Genomic DNA, 435 nt, shown 5'->3' with positions numbered 1-435 from the left:
TAAATAAATTTCATTGGGGTAATAGGTTTTATCATCGGCATTAAACTTACTTACCATGCCCCTCTGCTCATCATATACTTTCTTTACCGTGGGGGCGTAAGTGTCGCCCGTCAAAAGCTGAGCGGCGTAGGCGTTGGTCCCTAAAAGCAGCAGGGTTAAAACCAGTAAACACAATATCTTAATCTTCCCCTTCAATACTTCCTCCTCCTTTCCTTTAAGTCCGGATGCGCCGTATTTCTCCTTCCCTCCTTTCCCGGCAGTTTATCCGGACAGGCATTATTATTTTTATGCTATTAATTAGATGTTATGGTAAAAATTTCCTTTATCTTTGTTTTAAATGTTACTTATATCAATAAACCAAATTTATTGCTGCAAAAATTCCGTAAATGCTATTTTTCTTTAATTCTCAAGCTTTTGCAAATTTTTCTTTAATTT

1 protein-coding gene is annotated in these 435 nt (G+C 36.6%); it reads right to left on the bottom strand.

What is annotated here, in order from left to right; translation table 11 throughout:
• Positions 1 to 195 (bottom strand): hypothetical protein (locus ciss_RS09850; RefSeq protein ID WP_143298549.1); only part of this gene is annotated, 195 nt, incomplete at its 3' end.
• Positions 196 to 435 lie beyond the last annotated feature (240 nt).

Source organism: Carboxydothermus islandicus (genome assembly GCF_001950325.1).
Taxonomy (GTDB): domain Bacteria; phylum Bacillota; class Z-2901; order Carboxydothermales; family Carboxydothermaceae; genus Carboxydothermus; species Carboxydothermus islandicus.
This window is presented reverse-complemented; position numbering and strand designations above follow the sequence as displayed.